21 protein-coding genes are annotated in these 19,458 nt (G+C 69.4%); 7 read left to right on the top strand and 14 right to left on the bottom strand.

What is annotated here, in order from left to right:
- Nucleotides 1-10 precede the first annotated feature (10 nt).
- The 12 genes from OHT77_RS42070 to OHT77_RS42015 all read right to left on the bottom strand — a co-directional run bounded on the left by OHT77_RS42070 (nucleotide 11) and on the right by OHT77_RS42015 (nucleotide 12,101).
- On the bottom strand, nucleotides 11-199 hold the full coding sequence (locus OHT77_RS42070) for a ferredoxin (RefSeq protein WP_328833637.1): 189 nt from the start codon (nucleotides 197-199) through the stop codon (nucleotides 11-13).
- Complete coding sequence (locus OHT77_RS42065) at nucleotides 196-1,479, bottom strand: cytochrome P450 (protein WP_328833636.1); 1,284 nt, start codon at nucleotides 1,477-1,479, stop codon at nucleotides 196-198. The genes OHT77_RS42070 and OHT77_RS42065 overlap by 4 nt, the downstream gene beginning before the upstream one ends.
- A 79-nt stretch (nucleotides 1,480-1,558) precedes the next feature.
- Nucleotides 1,559-2,410, bottom strand: coding sequence for an NAD(P)-dependent oxidoreductase (locus tag OHT77_RS42060; RefSeq protein ID WP_328833635.1), 852 nt, complete (start codon nucleotides 2,408-2,410; stop codon nucleotides 1,559-1,561).
- A complete protein-coding gene (locus OHT77_RS42055) occupies nucleotides 2,410-3,081 on the bottom strand; it encodes a DoxX family protein (protein ID WP_328833634.1) in 672 nt (223 codons plus the stop codon). The genes OHT77_RS42060 and OHT77_RS42055 overlap by 1 nt, the downstream gene beginning before the upstream one ends.
- Nucleotides 3,078-4,010: an alpha/beta hydrolase gene (locus OHT77_RS42050; RefSeq protein ID WP_328833633.1), complete on the bottom strand. Its 933-nt coding sequence runs from the start codon at nucleotides 4,008-4,010 to the stop codon at nucleotides 3,078-3,080. The genes OHT77_RS42055 and OHT77_RS42050 overlap by 4 nt, the downstream gene beginning before the upstream one ends.
- Nucleotides 4,007-5,665: a thiolase C-terminal domain-containing protein gene (locus OHT77_RS42045; RefSeq protein WP_328833632.1), complete on the bottom strand. Its 1,659-nt coding sequence runs from the start codon at nucleotides 5,663-5,665 to the stop codon at nucleotides 4,007-4,009. Before OHT77_RS42045 ends, OHT77_RS42050 begins: the two co-directional genes overlap by 4 nt.
- Nucleotides 5,662-7,038: a cytochrome P450 gene (locus tag OHT77_RS42040; RefSeq protein ID WP_328833631.1), complete on the bottom strand. Its 1,377-nt coding sequence runs from the start codon at nucleotides 7,036-7,038 to the stop codon at nucleotides 5,662-5,664. The genes OHT77_RS42045 and OHT77_RS42040 overlap by 4 nt, the downstream gene beginning before the upstream one ends.
- A 36-nt stretch (nucleotides 7,039-7,074) precedes the next feature.
- On the bottom strand, nucleotides 7,075-7,269 hold the full coding sequence (locus tag OHT77_RS42035; RefSeq protein WP_327406534.1) for a ferredoxin: 195 nt from the start codon (nucleotides 7,267-7,269) through the stop codon (nucleotides 7,075-7,077).
- Between the two features lie 54 nt (nucleotides 7,270-7,323).
- On the bottom strand, nucleotides 7,324-8,691 hold the full coding sequence (locus OHT77_RS42030) for an ABC transporter substrate-binding protein (protein ID WP_328833630.1): 1,368 nt from the start codon (nucleotides 8,689-8,691) through the stop codon (nucleotides 7,324-7,326).
- Nucleotides 8,692-8,731: 40 nt separating this feature from the next.
- Nucleotides 8,732-9,937 carry a CaiB/BaiF CoA transferase family protein gene (locus tag OHT77_RS42025; protein ID WP_328833629.1) on the bottom strand — a complete coding sequence of 402 codons (1,206 nt, stop codon included), beginning with the start codon at nucleotides 9,935-9,937 and terminating at the stop codon, nucleotides 8,732-8,734.
- Nucleotides 9,934-11,373, bottom strand: coding sequence for an aldehyde dehydrogenase family protein (locus tag OHT77_RS42020; RefSeq protein ID WP_328833628.1), 1,440 nt, complete (start codon nucleotides 11,371-11,373; stop codon nucleotides 9,934-9,936). The genes OHT77_RS42025 and OHT77_RS42020 overlap by 4 nt, the downstream gene beginning before the upstream one ends.
- Entirely contained in the window at nucleotides 11,370-12,101 is a 732-nt protein-coding gene (locus OHT77_RS42015; RefSeq protein ID WP_328833627.1) for an SDR family oxidoreductase, read from the bottom strand. Before OHT77_RS42015 ends, OHT77_RS42020 begins: the two co-directional genes overlap by 4 nt.
- A 234-nt stretch (nucleotides 12,102-12,335) precedes the next feature.
- Between OHT77_RS42015 and OHT77_RS42010 the strand changes: the two genes are divergently transcribed.
- The 5 genes from OHT77_RS42010 to OHT77_RS41990 are packed head-to-tail and all read left to right on the top strand — an operon-like array spanning nucleotide 12,336 to nucleotide 16,512.
- Nucleotides 12,336-13,040 (top strand): SDR family NAD(P)-dependent oxidoreductase, encoded by a 705-nt coding sequence (locus OHT77_RS42010; protein ID WP_328833626.1) that lies wholly within the window; start codon nucleotides 12,336-12,338, stop codon nucleotides 13,038-13,040.
- Nucleotides 13,037-13,699, top strand: a complete 663-nt coding sequence (locus OHT77_RS42005; protein ID WP_328833625.1) for a carboxymuconolactone decarboxylase family protein — start codon at nucleotides 13,037-13,039, stop codon at nucleotides 13,697-13,699. The genes OHT77_RS42010 and OHT77_RS42005 overlap by 4 nt, the downstream gene beginning before the upstream one ends.
- 4 nt (nucleotides 13,700-13,703) lie before the next feature.
- On the top strand, nucleotides 13,704-14,969 hold the full coding sequence (locus OHT77_RS42000; RefSeq protein WP_328833624.1) for an aromatic ring-hydroxylating oxygenase subunit alpha: 1,266 nt from the start codon (nucleotides 13,704-13,706) through the stop codon (nucleotides 14,967-14,969).
- On the top strand, nucleotides 14,956-15,276 hold the full coding sequence (locus OHT77_RS41995; RefSeq protein WP_328833623.1) for a hypothetical protein: 321 nt from the start codon (nucleotides 14,956-14,958) through the stop codon (nucleotides 15,274-15,276). Before OHT77_RS42000 ends, OHT77_RS41995 begins: the two co-directional genes overlap by 14 nt.
- A 6-nt stretch (nucleotides 15,277-15,282) precedes the next feature.
- Nucleotides 15,283-16,512, top strand: a complete 1,230-nt coding sequence (locus OHT77_RS41990) for a metal-dependent hydrolase family protein (RefSeq protein WP_328833622.1) — start codon at nucleotides 15,283-15,285, stop codon at nucleotides 16,510-16,512.
- 41 nt (nucleotides 16,513-16,553) lie between these two features.
- Here OHT77_RS41990 and OHT77_RS41985 read toward each other — a convergent pair whose 3' ends face one another.
- On the bottom strand, nucleotides 16,554-16,766 hold the full coding sequence (locus OHT77_RS41985; protein ID WP_328833621.1) for a hypothetical protein: 213 nt from the start codon (nucleotides 16,764-16,766) through the stop codon (nucleotides 16,554-16,556).
- Nucleotides 16,767-16,898: 132 nt separating this feature from the next.
- Between OHT77_RS41985 and OHT77_RS41980 the strand changes: the two genes are divergently transcribed.
- On the top strand, nucleotides 16,899-17,729 hold the full coding sequence (locus OHT77_RS41980) for an NAD(P)-dependent oxidoreductase (RefSeq protein ID WP_328833620.1): 831 nt from the start codon (nucleotides 16,899-16,901) through the stop codon (nucleotides 17,727-17,729).
- Nucleotides 17,730-17,796: 67 nt separating this feature from the next.
- The gene (locus OHT77_RS41975) at nucleotides 17,797-18,600 is read left to right on the top strand and encodes an SDR family NAD(P)-dependent oxidoreductase (protein ID WP_328833619.1); all 804 of its coding nucleotides are present in this window, start codon (nucleotides 17,797-17,799) and stop codon (nucleotides 18,598-18,600) included.
- 16 nt (nucleotides 18,601-18,616) lie between these two features.
- Here the strand turns inward: OHT77_RS41975 and OHT77_RS41970 are convergent, their stop codons facing one another.
- A complete protein-coding gene (locus OHT77_RS41970) occupies nucleotides 18,617-19,408 on the bottom strand; it encodes an enoyl-CoA hydratase (protein ID WP_328833618.1) in 792 nt (263 codons plus the stop codon).
- Nucleotides 19,409-19,458: the final 50 nt, after the last annotated feature.

Genomic DNA, 19,458 nt, shown 5'->3' with positions numbered 1-19,458 from the left:
TGTTCACAGGCTAGTTGACCGTGATCGCGCGCTCGGGGCAGCTGCCGAGCGCCGTGCGGACCTGCTCCTCGTACTCGGCGGGGACCTCGGGGGTCAGCACCTCGGCGTAGCCGTCGTCGGTCAGGTCGAACACCTCGGGGCAGATCGACCAGCAGATCCCGTGGCCACGACACCGGTCCGTGTCGACGATCGCCTTCATCGGGCGGACTCCTCTGCGAGCGTGAACTCCAGGTTCAGATGGGTGAGTCCGCGCAGGATGTACGTCGGCAGGTAACGGAAGTTCCGCGCACCGGCGGGACCGTGCACACTCTCCGAGAGCCTGATGTCCGTCGTACGGTCGAGAATCCGCTCGATGCCCACGCGGCCCTCGGCGCGGGCCAGCGGCGCGCCGGGGCAGGTGTGCGGGCCGCGGCCGAACGCGAGGTGGTGGCGGGCGTTGGCGCGGGCCGGGTCGAAGGTCTGCGGGTCCTCGAAGTGGCGCGGGTCGCGGTTCGCGGCGCCGTTGAGGACCATGAGGGTGGTGCCGGCGGGGATGTCGACGCCCCCGATCGTGGACGGGACGCGGGAGAGCCGGAAGTCGCCCTTGATCGGGCTCTCGGTGCGCAGCACTTCCTCGATGAAGTTCGGGATGCGGTCGCGCTCGGCGCGCAACAGCCTTTGCAGGTCGGGGTCTTCGGCGATCAGCTTGAGGGCGTTGCTCAGCAGCCGGACGGTGGTCTCCTGCCCGGCGGCGAAGAGGTTGGTGGCGACGCGGGCCACGTCGGCGACGTCGGGGGTCGAGCCGTCGGCGAACTTCGCGGTGGCGAGACCCGTGATCACGTCCTCGCGCGGTGCGCGGCGGCGCTCTTCGACATAGGCGGAGAACTGTCCGTACAGATACTCCAGCGGCGAGTACGACACCTCGCCCGCGGTGCTGCCGATGCCGGCCTGCGGCCGGTGTTCGAGGCCTTCCACGAAGGTGTCGCGGTCCTCGTCGGGCACGCCGAGCAGGTCGGCGATGACCCGGAGGGTGAAGGGTCCGGCGAACCCGCTGATGAACTCGCCCTCACCGGCGGCGAGATACGTGTCCAGCTGGGCGTCGGCGAGGTGCCACATCGACGCCTCGTTCTCCTTGAGGCGCCGCGGGGTGATGAGCCGCATCAGCAGGCCGCGGTGGTCGGTGTGCACCGGCGCGTCGAGCGTGGGCAGCTGGTCGCTCATCGGGAGCCGGTCGCGGTACTGCTCGATCAGCGCGCTGACGTCGTCGCCCTCCAGCGGGACCGGGAACCCGGGGAAGGGGCCGGTCACCGAGAGGCAGGACGAGAACGTGTCGGGGTCGTTCAGGACCTCGATCGCCTCGTCGTAGCCCGTCACCATCGTCACGTCATGGTGGCTCTCGCGGAGCACAGGGCACTTCCCGCGCAAGGCCTCCAAGTAGGGATAGGGGTCCGCGACGACCTCGTCGTCCTGGAAGAAGTCGATCGCCTCGAAGTCCTTCACGGTGTGTACGGTTCCCTTCCGTCACCAGTCTGACGACGAGCGACGTTATCAATATTCTCTGTTAGCGAGAAGGCCGTTTTCACTTTCCTGGAGCGGGACTTGCGGGTTCGGTCAGGCGCCCTTGGCCCATGTGGTCGAGGGCCGCGTCGGCCGCCGCGAGGACGGTTCCGGTCGGGGCGCCCGCCGTGTCGGCGAGATCGGCCAGCAGTCTCACGTCCTTACGGAGCAGCGGTCCCGCGCGTTCGGCGAGCCGGTCGAGTGTGCCGCCCGCGGCCTTCACCCGCTCCAGCGCGAAACTCGTTCCGCTGCCGTGGAGGACGACCTCGGCGAGGGCGCCCCGGTCGATCCCGAACTCCGGTGCCAGAGCCAGTGTGTCGGCCGCGGTCGCCAAGTTGGCGGTGAACAGCAGGTTGTTGAGGAGTTTGGCGATCTGTCCCGAGCCGAGCGGGCCCATGTGGACGACCGGGTCGCCGAACGTCTCGAACACCTTGCGGCAGTAGGCGACGGTGCCGGACTCGCCGCCCGCCATCACCAGCAACTCCCCCTCGGCCGCCGCCTTTCCGCCGCCGCTGACGGGCGCGTCGACCACGGAGACGCCGTGGGCCCGCGCGCGTTCGGCGAGGCGACGGCAGGTGTCGGGGTGGACCGTGCTGTGTACGGCGATCACGCCGCCACGGCGCAGCCCCCGCAGCACACCCTGTTCGCCGGTGACGACCTGCTCCACGTCTGCGTCATCGACGACGCAGACACACACCAGGTCGCTGGCGGCGGCCAGTTCGACCGGGGACGTGGCCCGCCGCGCCGCCGTGTCCGCGAACGCGGTGAGCGTGGCGGGGCGCCGCGCCCAAAGCGTCGTGACGAAGCCCGCGTCGACGATCCGGCGTGCCATGGGGGCACCCTGGCTGCCCAGCCCGATGAATCCGACGCGCATCAGCGGGCCTCCTGGTCGAGCGGGGCGGGGGTGGGCCGGGGTGCTGGATCCGCGACGGTGCTCTGAGGCTCGGCACCCGGTTCGGACTCGGCGTCGGCTTCGGACTGGGCGTCGGCTTCGGCTTCGGCTTCGCCTTCGGCGTCGGACTGAGCGTTGGCCTCGGGCTCTGCGACAGCCTTCGGCTCCGGTCGCCAGAACGTGCCCAGCAGTCCCCCGGTCGCCACCACGGCCACGCCCAGTGCGATCGCGCCGCCGGTCCAGCCGGTCAGGTCGATGCCGGCCGCGTGGTCGACGGACCAGCGGCCGGGACCCAGCACCGCAAGGGCCAGGGCGACGACGGCGAGCGTGAGGACGTACTCGTAGCCGTCCTTGAAGACGAAGAACCCGTTGGGCCGGTGGGCGAGCAGCCCCGCGACCAGCATCACGGAGATCACGGCGGCGCAGGCCAGCGGGGTGAGCAGGCCGAGGACGAGGAGGGCGCCCGCGCCGGCCTCGGTGACGACACTCGCCCAGGCCTGCAACACACCCTGTCTCAGGCCGAGTCCGGTGAACCAGCGGGCGGTGCCCTCGATGCGGCCGCCGCCGCGCCAGTGGTTCAGCCCGTGCAGGAGCATGACCAGTCCCACGACCACGCGTACGAGCAGCAGTACCGCGACGTCGGCGTCACTCATCCGACCCTCCTCGGGAGACGGTCGATCCCGTCGTTGTCGTAGCCGCCGTTCTCGGATGCGAGAACGCACTCCTCGACGAAGGACAGGATCCTCAGGTGGTATCCGGTCGCGGTGTGTCCGATGCTCAAGTTGTGGCCGCTGTCGGCCTGTTCGGCGGTGACGACCCACGGGGAGCCGGAGAACAGGCCCGCGATGTCGGCCATGGCCTCGGGCCCGGAACTCCACACGCGTTCGTGGTCGCCGAGCGTGTAGTGGACGGGAATCCGTACGCGCGCGGCGACTTCGGCGAACTCCAGTGGCCAGCGGCGGGCGACCGTCGCCTCGTAGGGCGGTCCGGCGGACTGGATACGCGGGGCGCCGATGACCTCGTCCGGGTACAGGCGGGCCGGTTCCCACAGGAGGGTGCGCAGGCCTGCTCCGGATCGTCTCGGCACGTCCGGGTCGCGCTGCCGGAAGTCGAGGATCTCGACGGCGCCGGCGGCATGGTGGCGTCCGGTACCGGCGATCTCCAGGCCGAGAAGGTCGTTCCGGCGTTCCTCACCGGCCATGTACACACCCAGCGCGCAACCGATCGAGTGCGCCCACAGGAACAGGCCCGCACCGCGCGACCGCGAGGCGAGCAGGCGGTCCACGGCCCCGTAGGCGAGGTCGACGCGCCGTGCGGGCGAGGCCATGGTCTCGCCGTGCGGAGCCGAACTGCCGTATCCCGGACGGTCGATGGCGACGACGGTGAAGCCCAGTGTCGCCGCGGTGCGCAGGAGCGACAGCCTGGGCCGGCCCGGGTAGTCGTAGTAGGCCGACGTCACCGCTCCCCCGTGCAGCGCGACGATCACCGCGCGCGGGTCGGGGACCTCGCACACGAGGGCCGACATGGGGATGCCGTCGACGTCGAAGACGCGCGAAACGACCTCTGGGGTACGGGAGTTCATCCGTCCGCCCGGAAGAGGATCACGCCGCTCGGGGTGAGTCCGCCGCTGCTCGCCACGGCCACCCGTGCGCCGGGTATCTGCCGGGCCCCGGCCACGCCGCGCAGTTGAGTGATCGCCTCGTGGACCAGTCCCATGCCGTGGGTGCGGCCGTGGGAGAGCTGTCCGCCGTGGGTGTTGAGGGGAAGGACGCCGTCCCGTGCGATGTTCTTGCCTCCGTCCAGGAAGTCCTTGGCCTCGCCGATGCCGCAGAACCCCAACCCCTCCAGCCAGGAGAGGCAGTTGAAGGTGAAGCCGTCGTACAGCTCGGCCACGTCCACGTCTTCGGGACGCAGCGCGGTGCGCGACCACAAGTGGGCGGACTGGCCCAGGACTTGGGGCTCGTGGGTGAGGGTGCTCTGGTCCCATTCGAGGCGTTCCAGGATCTGGGTGCCGACTGCCTCGACGAATACGGGTGGTTGGGCGAGGTCCCGGGCCGCGTCCACCGCGGACACGATCACGGCGACCGCTCCGTCGCAGGGGACGTCGCAGTCGTAGAGGCCGAACGGAGTGCTGATGGGACGGGCGCCCAGGTAGTCGTCCATCGTCATCGGGTCGCGGTAGACCGCGGTGGGGTTGAGTGCCGCGTTGGCCCGCTGGTTGAGGGCGATCCAGCCGAGGGTCTCGCGGGTGGTGCCGTAGCGGTGGAAGTGGCGCTGGGCGTTCTGGGCGAGGGTGTGGGCGGCCGAGATGGCACCGAACGGCTTCATCCAGCCGTCCAGCCGGCGCGGCGGGTCCTGCGCGATGCGGCCGCGGCGCACGAGGTCGCCGTAGGACGCCTCCCAGACCGTGCGGAAGCACAGCACGTGGCGGGCCAGGCCGCCCGCGACGGCGAGCATCGCGGCGATGAGGGAGCCGCCGGGGCCGAAGGTCTCTCCGCCGCCGTTGTACCAGGTGGGTTCCAGGCCGAGGGCGGATTCCAGGGCGGTCACTCCGCCTTCGCCGAAGCCGCCGTAGGGGCCTGCGCCGGGGTAGGTGGCGAGGCCGTCGATGTCGTCGATGGTGAGGCCGGCGTCGGCGATGGCGCGTTCGCAGGCCTGGACGGTCAGGGACAGCGGGGGGACCAGGAGGCGGCGGCCGATCTCGGACATGCCGATGCCGGTGACCGCGACCTTGTCCTCGAACTTCTCCGTGGTCGCCATCGGCCGTACACGGCGGGCGAGTTGGTGGGTCTCGACCTCGGCGAGCAGCAGGGGGTCGACCGCGGGGTGGTCGCGGGCGGGGCGGAACAGGGGCAGCCAGGCGTCCTCGACGGGTTCGAAGACGACCTCCATCCGCATGCCCAACTCCAGCTCGTCCGGGGCGCATTGGACGGCGTTGGTGGTGAGCCGGACCCGGGGGTCCTCCTCGATGGCGACCTGGGCGACGACGTAGGGGGCGGGCAGGCCGGGCAGGGCGAAGCGGTGGTTGACGGTGAAGCCGATCAGCGTGGCGCGGCCGGAGACGGTCCGGACGCCGATGTCGTGCCCGTGGCAGTACCGGCAGACCGGCTGCGGCGGGTGGATGAGGGCCGCGCAGGACCCGCACTCCGCCAGTCGCAGCCGGCCGTCCGCGCCGGCGGTCCAGAAGAACTCGTTCTCCTCCGTGATCACCGGCCCGGGTCGCTGATGCTCCGTCATGTGTCGATCCGCGCGGTGGACTTGCGGACGGTGACGGGTTCGGCGAGGCGCTGTTCGTCGCAGATCTTCTGCAGTTCGGCGAGGGTCTCGTCGAGCCCGGCGCCGAGCCGCTCGCCGGGGGTGAAGGTGGCGGGGAGGTGGCGCATACCCTGGATGACGCCGATGGTCTCGTAGTGCACCGCGCCTTCGGGGTCGCAGCGGTAGTCGGGCATCCGGTCGAGGACGGCCGTCACCATGCGCTTGAACACCGTGCGGGCCACGTTGGAGCCGATGCAGCGGTGGATGCCGAGGCCGAAGCTGCTGTGCCGGTTGCCCTTGCGTTCCATGTCGATCGTGTCGGGGTCGGGGAAGACCGACGGGTCGCGGTTGGCCATCGCCCAGGAGAGCCAGAGGCGTTCGCCTTCCCTGAACTCGGTGCCGGCGATCCGGCAGTCGGCGGAGAAGGTGCGTCCGTCGCCGGGGGCCGGGGTGTAGAAGCGCAGGAACTCCTCGGTCGCGGAGTCCAGCAGGGTCTTCCGGTCGCGGCTGAGCCGGTCGCGTTCCCCGGGGTGCTGGGAGAGCCATTCGAGGGCGTGGGCGGTGAGCGCGGTGGTGGTGTCGAAGCCGCCGCCGATCAACAGGGCGAGTACGCCGAGGAGTTCGCCGTCGTCCGGAGTGCGGCCGTTGAGGTCGGCGCGGACCAGGGCGTCCACCAGGCCGGGGCGGGGTGTCGTGCGGATCTCCATGAGCTGGCCCATGAGGTCCATGCCCATTTTGCGGCTGAGGTCCAACACCCTTTCCCGGTCCGGGGAGTTGGGGGGTGTGTAGACGGAGGCGTGGGCCGGTTCGTTGTAGATGGTCCAGCGCTCGATCGGGATGCCCATCATCGCCAGGGTGAGGACGGCGGGGACGATGTTGGCGAGGTCGTCGACGAAGTCGATGTGCCCGGACTCGATCTTTTCGTCGATGCTCGCACGTACGACCTCGTCGACGAACGGGATCCAGCGCTGGATGGCCGCGGGGGACAGATACGGGTTGAGGGTCTGCCGGTAGTAGCGCTGGTCCGGCGGGTCCATCTCCAGGAAGCCGCCCTGGGCCTCGCTGGCGCGCGGTGGCGGGGGGATGGAGATGCCCTTGTAGCCGCGTCGTTCGCCTTTCACGTCATGGTCGTTGGAGAGGAACTCGGCGGACCTCGCGAGTTCGAAGACCTCACGGTTGCCGCTGGCGACCCAGTGGCCGCCGTGGGTCTCGGTCCAGGCGATGGGGCACTGCCCGTGCAGTTCGTGGGTGATGTCCTCGAACCGGTCGCGGTAGTCGGGGGTGTGCCGGTCGAAGTGCACCTGCGGGTGCTTGCGGCCGGCGTCGTCGTCGACGGCCGCGTCGTCCGTGGTCATGCGGAGTCCTCTCCTGCTCGGTGGTTGCGGTGGGGGTCAGGAGATGAGGGAGATCGCCCGTTCCGGACAGGACAGGACCGCCTCGCGGACGGCCGCCTCCTGGTCGGCGGGGACCTCTTCCTCGACGACCGAGGAGTGCCCGTCGATCTCGCTGAGTTCGAAGGTGTCGGGAGCGCGCATCGCGCAGAGCGTGTGGCCCTGGCAGCGCTCGGGGTCGACTCGTACCTTCACGGTCCTTCCTTCCTGCCGTGCTGAACGCTGAAGTGAACGGGGGGCGTGACGTGGCTACTTGACGTCGGCGAGCGACTTGCCGACGTCGGCCAGCGTCGGCGGTTTGCCGTAGTTGCCCTTGTACTTGTAGGCGGGCGCGTCGCAGCGATAGGCGCCGTCGGTCGGTTTGAAGTCGGCGGGGACCCAGCCGCTGGTGGTGGCCTTCTCGACGTTGAAGCACTTCACGGGCTCGTCGGGCTTGGTCAGGTTCACCGGGGCCTGGAGGCCTCCCCCGGTCCACTCGGTCTGCTTCTTCGCGTTGTCCAGGACACAACTGCGGGTCAGTTCGGTGCAGCTGCGGGCCGAGGTGGCGAACAGCAGCCAGGCGGAGAAGGCGTGCACGGCGGGCAGGGTGATCTGCGCGTCGGGCGCGTACTTCTTGAACAGGGCGACCATTTCCTTGGTCGCCGGGTTGTCGTCCGCCTTCTCCAGCGGGTAAGTCCCGTCGATGCTCGCGAAGTTGGTCTGTGAGCTGAGCGCGGTGTCGGCCAGCTTGAGGAACGCGGGGCCGTAGGCGTTGTTGTTGGCGTCGATCCAGTCGACCTTGTAGTCGATGTTGGTGAGCGCCTGCTCCAGCTTCGCCAGCTGGGTGAAGTCCCCCAGGAAGACGAGGCCCTTGACCTTCTTCGTCTTGATGGACTGGGCGTACGGCGTCCAGTCGGAGACGCCCTGCGCGGGGTAGAGGTCGGAGTAGGTGACCTTGCCGCCCAGCGAGGTGAGGACTTCCTTGTCCTGCGCCGCGATGACCTTGGTGACGGGCACGTCGCCGGTGATCAGGCCGACGCTGCTCGCCGACGACGGGTAGGCCTCCTTCAACAGCCAGGAGTAGTAACCCGTGTAGGGCGCGTACCCGGACGAGGCGCCCTGGGTGATGACCTGGAGGTCGGCGCCGACCTCGGAGGTGACCTGTGCCGGGAACTCGGGGAGCAGGCACTTCAGGCGGGTCTTGACGCCGAGGCCGTCGAGGGCGGCGCCGCCGCCGACCTCGAAGAAGTCGGTGCGGCAGGCCGAGATCATCTGCTGGTTGACCTGCATGAGCTGGGCGTCGTGCGAAACGGGGGTGATCTTGCGTCCGTTGATGCCGCCTGCGGCGTTGCACCAGGAGGTGAAGACCTTCGCCGCGTTCTCGAACTCCGGGTTCTTGGTGAACCCGACGTCGGTGAAGACGCCGACCTTGATGTCGGAGGCGGTGACGCCCTGACTGGTGACGGTCTTGGCCGTCCCCTTCCCGCACACGGACTTGAGCGTGCCGAAGTCCGCGGTGGCGGTGTCGGCGGCTCCGGTGGTGGAAGGGCTGCTGGTGTCCGCGGACTTGGTGCGGCCGGAACATCCGGCCGCGGCCGCGAGGGCCAGGACGAGCGCGGGGATGAGCAAGCGTCTCATCGGTTCTCCTCGTTGAGAATGAGTCCCGCTGTCGGGTGGATCAGGTGACCGCGCCCGCCGCCTTGAGCGCGATGATGCGGTCCCAGTCCAGGCCCAGTTCGAGGAGGATTTCCTCGGTCTGGGCGGCGAACTCGGGCGCGGGCCCGAGGTGTGGGGCGTGCACGTCGAACTGCACGGGGCTGGCGACCAGTTCGAGCTCTCCCGCGCGCAGGAGGTACTCGTTGGCTCTGATCTGCGGGTCGTCGCCCACTTGCAGGGAGTCCTGCACCGGGGCCCACGGCCCGGCCAGGGTGGTGAAGCGCCTGCTCCACTCCGCGAGGGTGCGGGTGGCGATGACCTCGCGCAGGATCTTGACGGCCTCGGACGTGTGGGAAACGAGGTTCTCGGCCGTGTCGAAGCGGGGGTCGTCGGCGAGTTCGGGGCGCTCGATGTGCCGGCACACATCGGCCCAGAACTTGCCGGGCTGCATCATGACGAACGCCAGGTGGTGGCCGTCGGCGGTCTCGTACAGCCCGGACAACGGGTTCGTGACGGAGCCGTGGGTGCCGACGGGCGGCGGGATCCAGGGCTTGCCGAGGTGCAGGGAGAGCGCGGTGGCGTGGCCCATCGCCCACAGTCCGCTGCCGAGCAACGAGACGTCCACGACCGAGGGTTCGCCGGTGCGCTCGCGTTTCAGGAGCGCGGCCGCGATGCCGCCGGCGAGGTTGGTGCCGGAGATGGTGTCGCCGTAGGCCGGTGCGGGCGGGTTGATGATGCCGTCGGTGCCTTCGGGGGTGATGCTCGCGGCGGTGCCGGCACGGGCCCAGAACGCCGTCATGTCGTAGCCGCCCTTCCCCGCCTCCGCTCCGCGCGGGCCGAAGGCGCTGCCCCGGGCGTAGACGATCCGGGGATTGACGGCGCGGATGTCGTCGACGTCGATGCCGAACCGCTCCCGGTGACCGGGCAGGAAGCTGGTCAGGAACACGTCCGCGCGGCGGGCGAGGTCGTAGAGGACGTCTCTTCCCTCGGGGCGGGAGATGTCGAGGCCGAGGCTGCGTTTGCCTCGGTTGGCGTGCTCGACGTTGGGGTTGGGGTCGCCCTCGACGCGCATCGTGCCGGTCTGCCGGAGACCGCGCTGCGGGTCGCCGGTGACGGCGTGCTCGACCTTGATGACGTCCGCTCCCCAGTCGGAGAGGACGGCTCCCGCCGAGGGCACGAAGCCGTACATGGCGACCTCGAGGACCCGGATGCCTTCGAGCGGCATCATGACCGGACCACGACCGCGAACGCCTTGTACTCCAGGAACTCCTCAAGACCGGCGACACCGCTCTCGCGCCCGATGCCCGACTGCTTGTACCCGCCGAACGGCACGTCCGCGGCGAAGTAGTTGCCGCCGTTGATGCTGAAGGTGCCGGTGCGGACGCGGCGGGCGAGCGCGATGGCCCGTTCGTCGTCGGCGCTCTGGATGCCGCCGGAGAGGCCGAAGACGGAGTTGTTGGCGATGCGGACGGCGTCGTCATCGTCGTCGTAGGGAATGACCACGAGGACCGGGCCGAAGACCTCGTCCTGGGCGATCTCGCTGTCCGGGTCGACGTTGCTGAGGAGGGTCGGCCGGTAGAAGAAGCCGGGATCGACCTTCTCGCCGCCGGTAACGAGGTTCGCGCCTGCCGCTACCGCCCTCTCGACCATGCCGTCGACCTTGTCGCGCTGGCGCTCGCTGATGAGCGGGCCCGCGAAGGTCTTGGGGTCGGAGGGGTCGCCGAGCGGGATACGGCCGAGGCCCGCCGCGACCATGGCGACGATCTCGTCGTGGTGATCCCTGGGCACGAGCAGCCGGGAGGTGAGCGCGCACCCCTGCCCGGAGTGGGAGCAGATGGTGCCGGCCGCGAACATGGCGGCGGTGGCGAAGTCGGCGTCGTCGAGGACGATCATGGCGGACTTGCCGCCGAGTTCCAGGAAGACCTTCTTCACCGTGCGGCTCGCGGCCTCCATGATGCGGCGGCCGGTCGCGGTGGACCCGGTGAAGGTGATCATGTCGACGTCGGGATGCGTGGTGAGCGTCTCGCCGACTTCCGCGCTGGAGGACGTGAGGACGTTGACCACGCCGGGCGGTATGTCCGTGTGCTCGGCGATGAGTCGACCGAGGAACAGCGTGGTCAGCGGGGTGTCCGGGGCGCCCTTGAGGACGACCGTGCAGCCTGCCGCGAGCGCGGGGGCGAGCTTGGCCAGGGCGAGTTGGTTCGGGTAGTTGTAGGCGATGATCGCCGCTACGACCCCGGCGGCCTCCTTCTCCACCCAGCGCCGGTGCCGCTGCCCGCGGCTCTCGGACTCGCCGAGCTCCTCGGTCAGCGGGTACTTGCGCAGCAGGTCCGCGTAGTAGCGCACCAGCTTGACGGGGTCGTCGAGTTGGGGGCCGTAGGTGAGCATGCGGGGCGCGCCGACCTCGGCGATGGTCAGCTCGCGCAGCTCCTCGACATGGTCGGTGAGTGCCTGGTGCAGCTGGTCGAGACAGCGGATGCGCAGCTGTACGTCCGTCGACCAGGCGGTGGTGTCGAAGGCGGTGCGCGCGGCGGCTACGGCGGCCTCGGCCTGGGCGGTGGTGGCGTCGGGCGCGTGGCCGTAGACCTCGCCGGTCGCGGGGTTGAGGGAGGGGAACGTCCGCTCCCCGTCGACGAGTTGGCCGTCGATGAGCAGGCGGGTCACAGCCGCACCACCTGTCCGCCGTCCACGCTGATGGTCTGGCCGGTGAGCCAGCCGGCGTCGTCGGAGAGCAGGAACAGCACGGTGGGGGTCAAGTCGCCTGGTGTGCCCATCCGTTTGATGGCCAGGGCCTGGGTCATCCGCTGCTGGAACTCGACCGGTACGACGGTGGCGGTGGCCTCGGTGTCGGTGGGGCCGGGGGCGATGCCGTTGACGCGGATGCCCCGGCCGCCGAGTTCGGCGGCGAGCGAGGCGGTGAGGTGGTTGATGCCGATCTTGGCCAGGCCGTAGTAGCCGCTGGCCATGTAGGCCGCCGCGGAGGACTGGTTGACGATGGCTGCGCCCTCGGTCAGGTGCGGGACGACGGCTCGTGTGACGTAGAGGGCGCCCATGAGGTTCACCTGGATGAAGCGGTTGAGGTAGTCGAGGTCGACCGTGGTCAGGCCCTCGCGCCGCATGCTGTGGTAGATCGCGGCGTTGTTGATCAGGTAGTCGATGCGGCCGAACTCCGCGACGGTGGCTGCGGCCAGCGCGTCGGCCGAGGCGGGGTCTCCGACGTCGACCTTGACGAAGAGCGCGGAGTCGAGGTCCTTCGCGACCCGCTGTCCCTGCTCCTCGTTGATGTCCGCGACCACGACCCGTGCTCCCTCGGCGGCCAGCGCCCGGGCGTAGTCCTCGCCGATTCCCTGTCCCGCTCCGGTGACGATCGCCACCTTGTCCTGGAACCGCATCCTGTCTCCTCGCATGGATGGGCGGCTTGCTCCAATGAAGCGGAAACTACATTCTCCTTATACGCGAATCAACCATCCGGCAGCGAGAATGTCATCCTGACGTTTCGCTGACGGACCCACACGGTGCGGCGAACAGCCCCCGCCTGCGCGGGACTTCCGAAGCACCGGACACGAGAATACGCTTCTCAGATCCGGAAGGGAGATTTTCATGATCGAGACGAAGGGGGTTCCGGCATGAGGACAGCCCTCGTCACAGGCGGCGGCTCCGGTATCGGACTGGCCATCGCGCATCGCCTGGAGGCCGACGGTCTCCAGGTCGCCACCCTCGACCTCAACCCGTCAGACAGAGGCTTCTCCCGGAAGGCCGACGTCTCCGACCGGGCCCAGGTGGACGAGGCACTGACCGAGATCCGTGAGCAGCTCGGCCCGGTCACGGTGCTGATCAACGCGGCGGGAATGGAGGGCTACAAGCGCTTCGCCAACCTCACCTTCGAGGCCTGGCAGCGGGTCATCGACGTCAATCTGCACGGCGTCTTCCACTGCGTGCAAGCGGTCCTGCCGGACATGGCGGAGGCCGGCTGGGGCCGGATCGTCAACATCTCCTCGTCCAGCGCTCAGTCCGGCCAGCCGTTCATGACGCACTACGTGGCCTCGAAGTCCGCGGTCAACGGACTGACCAAGGCGCTGGCCCTGGAGCTGGGTCCGCAGGGCATCACCGTGAACGCGGTGCCGCCCGGCTTCATCGACACCCCCATGCTGCGCCGCTCGGAGGAGCGTCAACTCCTGGGCGGGACGGTCGATGAGCACATCCAGCGCACTCCGGTACGGCGAGTCGGGCGCCCGGAGGACATCGCCGCGGCCTGCGCCTTCCTCGCCTCCGAGGAGGCCGGCTACATCACGGGCCAGGTCCTGGGCGTGAACGGCGGGCGGAACACGTGAGCGGGGGCGGCACGCGCGGCGACGAGGCGGGCACCGAACAGCACGACACTCCGGGCGAGACGGGCACCGAGCACCGCGAGCGCACAAGTACCGCCGCCGAGAACGGCGTTCGCATCCCCCCGGTGCCGTACGACGACTGGGACCACGACCTGTTCTCGGTCATCAATCCGAACCGGAAGCTGCCCGAGGCCAACGTTCTCGGGATCTTTCAGCGGCATCCGACCCTGGCCCGGGCGTTCCTGACGTTCAACATGCACCTCAACACCACGACGCTGCCGGTGCGGGTGCGCGAACTGGCCGTGCTGCGCGTGGCGTGGCGGCGGGGCAGCCGGTACGAGTGGGCGAGCCATGTCCTGATCGGCCGCAAGGTCGGGGTGACCGAGGCCGAGATCGACGAGGTCCGCACGGGCGCCGACACCTTGCTCAACCGGGCGGTGGACGAACTCGACACCGACTCGGGCCTGTCCGACGCGACCTACGCGGCGCTCGCCGCCGACCTGGACCAACACCAGTTGATGGACCTGGTGTTCACCGTCGGCGCCTACACGATGCTCACGATGGCCCTCAACACCTTCGGCGTGGAACTCGACCCCGTGATCTCGGATGAGAACTTCAGTTTCCCAAAACGAGAATGGTATTCTCACAAACGAGAGGGGTGATCCCATGCCACACTTCGCCAAGCCCGAGGCCGGGAGCTGGACCGAGAACTACCCCGAACTGGGCACCAGCCCGGTCAACTACGAGGACTCCATCGACCCCGCGTACTACGAGGCCGAGAAGGAGGCGATCTTCAAGAGGACCTGGCTGAACGTCGGCCGGGTCGAGCAAGTCCCCAAGGTCGGCAGCTACTTCACGAAGGAGCTGGCGGTCGCCGACACCTCACTGGTGATCGTGCGGGGCAGGGACAAGGAGATCCGCGCCTTCCACAACGTCTGCCGCCACCGCGGCAACAAGCTGGTGTGGAACGACTATCCGGGCGAGGAAGTGAAGGGCACCTGCCGCCAGTTCACCTGCAAGTACCACGCCTGGCGCTACAGCCTCGACGGCGATCTGACCTTCGTCCAGCAGGAGCAGGAGTTCTTCGACCTGGACAAGGCGGACTACGGCCTCAAGCTGGTCCGCTGCGAGGTGTGGGAAGGGTTCGTCTTCGTCAACCTCGACCCGGACGCCCAGCCGTTGAAGGAGTACTTGGGCGAGTTCGCCAAGGGTCTTGAGGGCTACCCCTTCCACGAGATGACCGAGGTCTTCACGTACAAGGCGGAGATCGGGAGCAACTGGAAGCTGTTCATCGACGCGTTCGCGGAGTTCTACCACGCGCCCGTCCTGCACATGAAGCAGGCCGTCAAGGACGAGGCCGACAAGCTCTTCAACGTCGGGTACGAGGCGCTGCACTACGAGATCCACCCCCCGCACTCGATGATCTCCTCCTGGGGAGGCATGTCCCCGCCCAAGGACCTGACCATCGTCAAGCCGATCGAACGCGCCCTGCGCAGCGGCCTGTTCGGGCCGTGGGAGGCACCAGACATCGAGGGCCTGGACAGTCTCCCGACGGGCCTCAATCCGGGCCGGCACCGCGCGTGGGGCAACGACTCCTTCGAGTTCTTCCCGAACATGACCCTGCTGATCTGGAAGCCCGGCTGGTATCTGACGTACCACTACTGGCCGACGGCGGTGGACAAGCACCTCTTCGAGGCGAACCTGTACTTCGTGCCCGCCAAGACGGCCCGCGAGCGGCTGAAGCAGGAGCTGGCGGCGGTGACGTTCAAGGAGTACGCGCTCCAGGACGGCAACACCCTCGAAGCCACCCAGACGATGCTCAAGAGCCGAGTGGTGACCGACTTCCCGCTCTGCGACCAGGAGTTGCTGCTCCGCCATCTGCACAAGACGGTCGCCGACTACGTCAAGGAGCACACCGATGCTGCCCAGTGAGTTCGCGGCTCTCGAACCGTTCGGCGCGTGGGTCCTGGAGTCCGAGCGAGAGCGGTACGCCAAGCGCCTGGCCAGCTCCATGGAGGAGATGCAGGCCTTCTACGACGCCGCGTTCCCGCTCCTGGAACGGGCCTCCGAGTACCTCGACGCATTCCCCCTCGCCGAACTCCCGGACCAGGAGCGGAACTTGCTGCTCCTGATGTTCTCCCTGGTGAACGTGTCGTTCCCGGTCGAGGTGTGGAAGCAGGCCCGGGTGCCCGACAGCGGGGCCGCCTACATGGACCTCGTCGTCGAGCCGAAGGTCTGATCCGTCGTGCTCACGCTCAGAGCGGCGCGTGTACTGCACGTGGAGACGGGCGAGTTCGAGACGCCGGGGCTGGTCACGGTCGACGGCGACCGCATCACGCACATCGGCGGAGCGGGCGCGAACACCGGTGAGAGCGAGGTTCTCGACCTCGGCGATGTGACGCTCCTGCCCGGTCTCATGGACATGGAGGTCAACCTCCTGATGGGCGGCCGGGGAGAGACGCTCGCGCTCTCCCCCGTCCAGGACGATCCGCCGCTGCGGATGCTCCGCGCGGTGGGCAACGCCCGGCGGACCCTGCGCGCGGGGTTCACCACGGTCCGCAATCTCGGCCTGTTCGTGAAGACGGGCGGGTATCTGCTGGACGTCGCGCTGGCCAAGGCCATCGACGCCGGTTGGATCGACGGCCCGCGCGTCGTGCCCGCCGGCCACGCCATCACACCGACCGGCGGCCATCTCGACCCCACGATGTTCGCCGCGTACGCCCCCGGGATCATGCCCCTCTCCCTCGAAGAGGGCATTGCCAACGGAGTCGACGAGGTCCGCAAGGCCGTCCGCTACCAGATCAAGCACGGGGCACGCCTCATCAAGGTCTGCGCGTCCGGGGGCGTGATGTCCCACACCGGCACCCCCGGCGCGCAGCACTACTCCGACGAGGAACTGCGCGCCATCGTCGGCGAGGCCCACCGGCGCGGACTGAAGGTGGCGGCCCACACCCATGGGGCCGACGCCGTCCGGCACGCGGTGGAGGCGGGCATCGACTGCATCGAGCACGGCTTCCTGCTCGACGACGACACCATCGCGCTGATGGCGGAGAGGGGCACTTTCCTGGTGCCGACGACCGCTCTCATCGACGGGATGGACCTGTCCTACGCAGCGCCCGTGCTGAAGGAGAAGGCCGCCGAGATCTTCCCCCGGGCGAAGACCGTCGTGGCCAGGGCCGGCAAGGCGGGTGTCCGGATGGCGCTGGGCACGGACGCGCCGGCGATCCCGCACGGCCGCGGCGCGCAGGAGCTGATCGCCCTGGTCGACCGCGGGATGACTCCCCTGGAGGCGCTCCAGGCGGCGACCGTGAACGCGGCGGAACTGATCGACGCGGAGGACAGGGGCCGGGTCGCGGAAGGGCTGCTCGCCGATCTGATCGCGGTGCCGGGCGATCCGCTGGAGGACGTCTCCGTGATGGGTGACGTGCGGTTCGTGATGAAAGGCGGGAAGGTGTTCCGCGACGAACGCCGTTGAGGCGAACTCCTGTGCTGGTCAGCCCAGTTGACCGGAGTGGATCAGACGGGTCCGTCGAGCGGTCGTAGCATTCGCAGAATCATGTCGACCGTGCGCTCGACGGGGCGGTTGCGGGCCGTGACCGTGGACAGGAGGGTGCGGGTCAGGACAGCACCGAGGAGCATGTCGAAGACGTCGTCCGGGTCCACGGCGGGGTCGACGGTCCCGGTCGGCGCGGCACGCAGGATGTCCTGGAACTGCGGTCGCGCCGACATTCGCAGCAGCATCTCCGGCGGCCGGGGTGTGTTGGACGTCTGGGAGTGCGCGCTCAACGCCAACCTCGACGGCACCGACGGCCCCCGTTCGATGCTGGCGCCCGTCGCCAACCCCCTTGCGTTGGAGGAGAGTTGAGAGTCGGACTCATAGGGTTGGGTCGCATGGGGCGACCGATCGTCGATCGGCTCATGACCGCCGGCCACGACGTCACCGTGCACACCCGCCGCCCCGCGACACGCGCCATCGCCCGCGCGGCCGGGGTGAGGTGGGCCGACACGGTCGCGGAGACCGTGCGCGGCGCCGACGCCGTCCTGGTCGTCGTACTGACGGACCAGCAGGTGCGCTCGGTGTGCCTCGGCCCGGACGGTGCCCTCGCCGCCATGGCACCGGGCTCGACACTCGTCCAGCACACCACCTCCGATCCCGACACCGTCCGGCTGCTCGCCGAGGCCGGCGCGGAGCGCGGTGTCGGGGTGCTGGACGCCGCGCTCTCGGGCGGCCCGCACGACATCGCGGCGGGCCGACTCACGCTGTGGGTCGGCGGCGACGAGGCCCAACTGGACAAGATGCGGCCGCTGTTGGACGCGTACGCCTCACCCATCCTGTTCGTGGGTGCGGCCGGGAACGGCCAGCGGGTCAAGCTCGTCAACAACGCCCTGTTCGTGGCGCAGGTCGGTCTCGCGGTCGACGCGGTGCGGGTGGCGGGGGCGGTGGGCATCGACGAGAAGACGATTCTCGCCGCGCTCCAGCACGGCAGTGGTACCAGTCGCGCGCTCACTGTCGTCGCCGGTGGGCATTCGGTCGATGCGGTCGCCGAGCGCCTCGCGGACCTGATGAGCAAAGACGTCGGTGTGGTGCGCGAGGTGGCGCGCAGCGCCGGTGTCGACCTGGGGATCATCGGGACGGTGCTGTCGTCCGACGCGGTCGAGAAGACGGTTCTCCGGCGGTCGTCGTCGCCGTGACGCGGATGTCTGAACCACCATCCCATGCAACCGAGTTGACCCGACCATCCTGGACAAGGAGCACCAAGTGGCTGAATCTCTCGCGAGCACGTACGGGCCGTGGGGTGTCGTCGCGGGCGGGTCGGACGGGGTGGGTGCCGCGTTCGCCCACCGGCTGGCCGCTCAGGGGGTGAACGTCGTGCTGGTGGCCCGGCGCCTGCCCGTGCTGGAGGCCTCCGCCGACGAGATCCGCGCGCGGCACGGCGTCGAGGTCCGTACCGTCCCGCTCGACCTCAGCTCCCCCGGCGCGCCGGCGGAGCTGGAGGAGGCGACGGCCGGTCTTGAGGTCGGTCTGTTCGTCTACAACGCCGGCAGCGACGACCGCAGCGTCCCGTTCCTCGACAAGGACCTCGGCACCCACCTGGGGCTGGTGCGGCGCAACTGCACGGCCGTACTCGAAGCCGCGTACCGCTTCGGTGGCCCGATGGTGGCCCGCAAGCGCGGCGCCGTAGTCCTGGTGACCTCGGGCGCCGCTTGGGCCGGGGGCGCCACGCTCGCCGCCTACGGCGCGTCCAAGGCGTTCGACCTCATCCTCGCGGAGAGCCTCTGGGCGGAGTGGCGGGGCAGCGGGGTGGACGTCCTGGGGCTGGTGCTCGGCAGGACCGACACCCCGTCCCTGCGCCGGACCGAGGGCGCCCAAGGGGGCTCCTACGGCGGCACCTTGGCCGATCCCGACGAGGTGGCCGCCGAGGCGCTCGCCCATCTCTCGGACGGGCCGACCTGGATCTGCGGCAGCCCGACCCCGACCGGCGGTTCTCCGTTCGGAGCGCTGAGCCGCCGTGACGCGGTCCTGGCGATGAGCCGGGGCGCGACCTCGCACAGCGGGCGATGACGGCCCCGGCTGCTGGCTACTGGCCCTTGAGGCGTTCCTTCATGGCGTCGAGCCGCGTGAGAATGGGATATCCGGTCACGCTCAACGCGTTTCCGTGTCCCGTCTCGTGGATGTCGAACACGGACTGGATGGCGGCGTAGAAGCCCTGGACGTCGAGGCTCTGGTTGACGGCGCGCTTGGCCTGGCGGAGCCCGAAGGACGGCATGCGGGCGATCTGCCGGGCCAGGTCCAGGGCTTCGGCGCCCAGTTGGTCCAGGGGGACGACCTTGTTGACCATGCCGACCTTCTCGGCCTCCTCGGCGGTGACGGCGCGGCCGGTGAAGAGGATCTCCTTGGCCTTGCGCGGTCCCAACTCCCAGGTGTGCCCGTGGTATTCGACTCCCCCGATGCCCATGTGGACGACGGGGTCGGAGAATTCGGCGTTCTCGGCGGCCACGATCAGGTCGCAGGGCCAGCAGAGCATGAGTCCGCCCGCGATGCACTTGCCCTGCACGGCGGCGATCGTCGGCTTGGGCACGTTGCGCCAGCGCAGGGTGTATTCGAGGTAGCGGCGGGTCTCGGCGCTGTAGATCCACTCCAGGGTGATCTCCTTCGGGGCCGGCCAGCGGTCCTTCAGGTCGTGTCCCGACGAGAAGTGCTTGCCGTTGGCCTTCAGGAGAACGACCTTCACGTCCTCGTCGGCCGCGGCCCGGCTCCAGGCCGCGTCCAGGGCGTCGAGGAGCTCACCGTTCTGGGCATTGGCGACCTCGGGCCGGTTGAGGGTGATGATCCCCACCCGGTCGTCCACCTCGTACAGGATCTCGTCCATGCGTCTAGTCCTCTGTCGGCTCTCACGAAGCTCTGGCTTCGGAACATGGC

The sequence above is a fragment of the Streptomyces sp. NBC_00252 genome, assembly GCF_036187565.1.
GTDB lineage: Bacteria > Actinomycetota > Actinomycetes > Streptomycetales > Streptomycetaceae > Streptomyces.
Note: the sequence above shows the minus strand (reverse complement) of the source record. Positions and strands in the feature narration are given on the sequence as shown.